General features: G+C 48.7%; 3 protein-coding genes and 1 pseudogene. 3 read left to right on the top strand and 1 reads right to left on the bottom strand.

Annotated elements, in window-relative coordinates:
* Nucleotides 1–187 precede the first annotated feature (187 nt).
* Nucleotides 188–313: a hypothetical protein gene (locus Q0257_RS05125; protein WP_298022379.1), complete on the top strand. Its 126-nt coding sequence runs from the start codon at nucleotides 188–190 to the stop codon at nucleotides 311–313.
* A gap of 380 nt (nucleotides 314–693) precedes the next feature.
* Here the strand turns inward: Q0257_RS05125 and ppk2 are convergent, their stop codons facing one another.
* Nucleotides 694–1,596 carry a polyphosphate kinase 2 gene (gene ppk2 / locus Q0257_RS05120; RefSeq protein WP_298022374.1) on the bottom strand — a complete coding sequence of 301 codons (903 nt, stop codon included), beginning with the start codon at nucleotides 1,594–1,596 and terminating at the stop codon, nucleotides 694–696.
* Between the two features lie 108 nt (nucleotides 1,597–1,704).
* On the opposite strand from ppk2, the gene dsbD reads away from it, so the two are divergent.
* Nucleotides 1,705–3,678 carry a protein-disulfide reductase DsbD gene (dsbD, locus tag Q0257_RS05115; protein ID WP_298022369.1) on the top strand — a complete coding sequence of 658 codons (1,974 nt, stop codon included), beginning with the start codon at nucleotides 1,705–1,707 and terminating at the stop codon, nucleotides 3,676–3,678.
* A 48-nt stretch (nucleotides 3,679–3,726) separates the two neighbouring features.
* A pseudogene (gene hisB, locus Q0257_RS05110) lies at nucleotides 3,727–4,004 on the top strand (imidazoleglycerol-phosphate dehydratase); the annotation flags it as partial.

Genomic DNA, 4,004 nt, shown 5'->3' with positions numbered 1-4,004 from the left:
TTTGATTTACTTGTTTACTTTTTGGGTGCCGGCCGATTTGATTCCAAATTTTATACTTCGGCATATACGATCTTAAATTTAACTCGCAATCGCTTCTTAAAATTTGATTTAGCGCCTATAATTTTGATATAAATTCTACGTGCCAGCAAAGCTGGATGAAATAAAATTTAATTGTAGGCGAAGCGAAGTGGAGATTTTAGGCAAATACGATCCGACGAATAAAAATTTAACCAAGCATCGGTGTATCGAAATTTTAAACTCAAGCGGGGCAAATTTACCAGCGGCAGGAGCCGGCGCGCATACGGGCAGATGAGGAGCTCGGCAAAGGTGGCTTAAATTCGGCTTCGATCAAAGGCGATTAAATAGCGTTTTATAAAAACTAAGGCAGCTCAGAAAAGAAGGATTTTAATCAAAAGATGGGGCAAGCCGTGCGCGAGAAAAGGCTTTAATCGAAAGATAGTTAAGCTGGGCTTTTAATCGGAAGCAGGAGAAGTGCGAGCAAAAATTTTAATGAAAGGAGGTGGCAAACTAGGACTTTAATCAAAAGCAAAGGCAGCCTAGCCGTGGAAGCTTTGGTTAAAGCAAAATAAGACCCGCACTACTTTTACTGCACCAAATATTTTTCCAAAAAACTCGCTTTAACCAAATTCTTCGCCGAAATCCGCACCGTAAATTCCGTCAAATTCTTAAAATTTAGCTCTTTTTCTTATCCTTTTTGTTCTTGCGAGAGGGGCTTTCCAGCTTGCGCCAAGCCTCGCTTTTTTGGCTATCCTCCATTAGCACTATCTCCCTGGCGCCGTTTCGCACGAGATTTGGATCCACCGCAAGCTCCTTTGCATCGATCTTTTCGGGATAATCTATGCGCGAGAGGATGCAGCGGAAGGCGTTTAGTCGCGCGATCTTTTTGTCGTTGCTATCAAGGATCGTCCACGGCGCAAACTCGGTATTTGAAGCGAGCAGCATCGAGTATTTTGCGAGCGTGTATTGATTCCACAGCTCCTGCGATCTCGCATCCACCGGCGAGAGTTTATATTGCTTTAGCGGGTCGGTACGGCGCGATTCGAAGCGCCTTTTTTGCTCCTCTTTGGAGACTGAGAAGTAAAATTTAAACAAGATTATCCCCGCACTTACCAAAAGCTCCTCAAATTTAGGCACTTGGCGCAGGAAATCTTTGTGCTCGGCGTGGGTGCAAAAGCCCATCACCGGCTCGACCATCGCGCGGTTATACCAGCTGCGGTCAAATATCGTGATCTCGCCGCCGCTGGGTAGGTGCGCGACGTAGCGCTGGAAGTACCACTGCGTCTTTTCGACGTTGCTCGGCTTTTCGAGCGCTACGATGCGGCATCCGCGTGGATTTAGGTGCTCGGTTAAACGCTTGATCGTGCCGCCTTTGCCCGCCGCGTCGCGCCCCTCCATCAAAATCAAAATTTTTAAGCCTTTTTCTTTTACGAATTTTTGCAGCTTCAAAAGCTCGATCTGATATCTTTCAAGCAGCGTTTCGTAGTCTTTGAACGAGATTTTTTCGTACTTTGAGCTTTTAAATTCTATCTCTTTCAACGCTATTTCGCCTGTTTCGGTTTTGATCTCTTTGCTCATATCGCCTCCTAAAAATTTTAAGGAATTTTACAAAAAAGTTCTTTATATTACACTATAAATTCATACTTATTACGTTAGAATGTAGGAAAAAATTTCAAAGGATAAAATTTGATCAGATCACTTATTTTGGCAGCGTTTTTTCTTTTAGGCTTGGGTGCAGAGCCCCTAAAACCCTCCGATGCATTCAAGCTTAACGCGACGGCGCAAAGTGGTAGCGTAACGCTAAGCTTTGATATCGCGGACGGAGTCTATCTCTATCAAAACGAGATAAAAATTTTCACTGACGGCGCGGAAGTGACGAATTTAATAAATCTGCCCGCTGCGACCGAATATAAGGATTATAAAATTTATGAGGGCAAATTTAGTATCGCCGTGCCTTTAGGCCTCGTGCTTGCAAACACCGCAGACAGCGATGATTTCGTGCTTAACGGCGATTTTTTGGGCTGCACGAAATCGGGCTTTTGCTATCAGCCGCAGCAGTTCGGCTTTAGCTTCAAGCGTGTAGTGGAAGGCTATGAGATCAGCAAAATTTCAAACTCCGAGCTGAAAAAGTACCGAAACGCCGCAAATTCCGCGCAGATTTCTGCCGCAGACAGCGCGCAGAGCGGGGCTGTAAATTTTAAAAGCAATACCGCAGCTTCGGGCGCAGAGGCAAATTCCTTGGCAAACTCGCACGCGGCGGGAAATTCCGCGGCAAGCTCGGCGGAAAGCGCTGCGGTAAATTCCGACGAAACCTCCGCGCAAAAAACTCCTCGCGGCGCAAATTCCATCTCCGAGCAGGATGAAATTTTAAACGTTCTTAGCGGCAAGAGCTTCATCGCGGCGATCGCGCTGTTTTTCGGCTACGGCGTGCTGCTCTCGCTAAGTCCTTGCGTTTATCCGCTCATCCCGATCCTCTCGTCGATCATAGTGGCAAAAACCTCCTCGAAGCCGAGCGCGAAAAAAAGCCTCGCCGTAAGCCTCGCGTATATTTTCGGGATGGCGAGCTCGTATGCGATTTTAGGAGCTTTCGTGGCGGTTTTTGGGCAAAATTTACAGGGCCTGCTGCAAACTCCGCCCGCGCTGATTTTAACCTCGCTCATATTCGCCGCGCTCGCGTTTTCTATGTTTGGATTTTACGAGATCCGCCTGCCTGCGCGCTTTCAAAGCTTCTTAAATAGCAAAAGCGAAAATGCCGGCGGCCTGATCGGAGTTTTTTCGATGGGGCTTATCTCGGCACTCGTTGTATCGCCGTGCATCTCCGCTCCGCTTGCGGGCGCGCTCGTTTACATCGCGGGCAGCGGCGACGTTCTGCTGGGCGCGGCGGCTCTTTTTGCGCTGGGGCTCGGAAGCGGCGCGCTACTGCTTGTGGTAGGGCTCGGCGGCGCACTGCCTAGACCCGGAGCTTGGATGGAGGCGGTGCCTAAAATTTTCGGCTTTTTGTTGCTTTTTACGGCGGTGTGGATTTCGCGCACGCTCATCGGCGAAAATTTAAGCCTGCTGATTTACGCGGTTTTAGGCGCGATTTTCGCAGGATTTTTGGGGCTGTTTGACGGCGGCGCGAGCGGGATAAAGCGCGCTTTAGCCCTTGTAATCGCTTTGTATTCGGCGCTGCTGCTCGCAGGCTTTGCCAGCGGCGCGAAAGATTTTTCCAGGCCGCTTGGTAATCTAATCCCGCAAAGCACGAGATATTCCAGCGGCGGCCCCGGCGGCGAGAGCTTGCAAGCGGGCGAAATTTCTCGCGCTAAAAATTTAAGCGGCGCGCATTTTTCGTTTGTGCGCGATCTGGCGCAGCTGCGCGGCGAAATAGAAAATTCCAAAAAGCCCGTGATAGTGGATTTTTGGGCTAGCTGGTGTAAAAATTGTGAGCAGAGCGAGCGAGCGTTCGCAGATCCCGCTCTTGCGGGCGCTCTTAATAAATTTAGCCTTTTAAAGATCGATCTTAGCGAAGATAGCGAGCAAAATAGGGCGATAAAAGCGCATTTCAACGTATTCGGCCCGCCTACGATTCTGTTTTTTAAAGAGGGCGCCGAGATTGCGAACCTGCGCCAGATCGGCAGCGTAAATTCCGAAAAGCTAGCCGAAATTTTAACCGAAATTTAGTGAAATTTAGATAGATTTCAAACAAAATTTAGTTTTAAGGATTGCGCGATGATAAGCAAAAATAGGGCTACGAAAGAGACCAAAATCGAGCTTGAGCTTGAGCTTTACGGGCGCGGCGCGGCGCAGATACAAACGGGCATCGGTTTTTTCGATCATATGCTTAGCGCGTTTGCCAAGCACGCGTGGATCGATCTGAGTCTGCGCTGCGAGGGCGATTTGCAGGTCGATTTTCACCACAGCGTCGAGGACTGCGGCATCGTGCTCGGAAGCGCGATCAAAGAGGTGATCTATCCCGCGCAAAACATCGAGCGCTTCGGCGATAGCGT

This window comes from uncultured Campylobacter sp. (assembly GCF_938018035.1).
Lineage (GTDB): Bacteria > Campylobacterota > Campylobacteria > Campylobacterales > Campylobacteraceae > Campylobacter_B.
The sequence above is the reverse complement of the archived record's forward strand: the minus strand, read 5'-3'. Positions and strand labels throughout refer to the sequence as shown.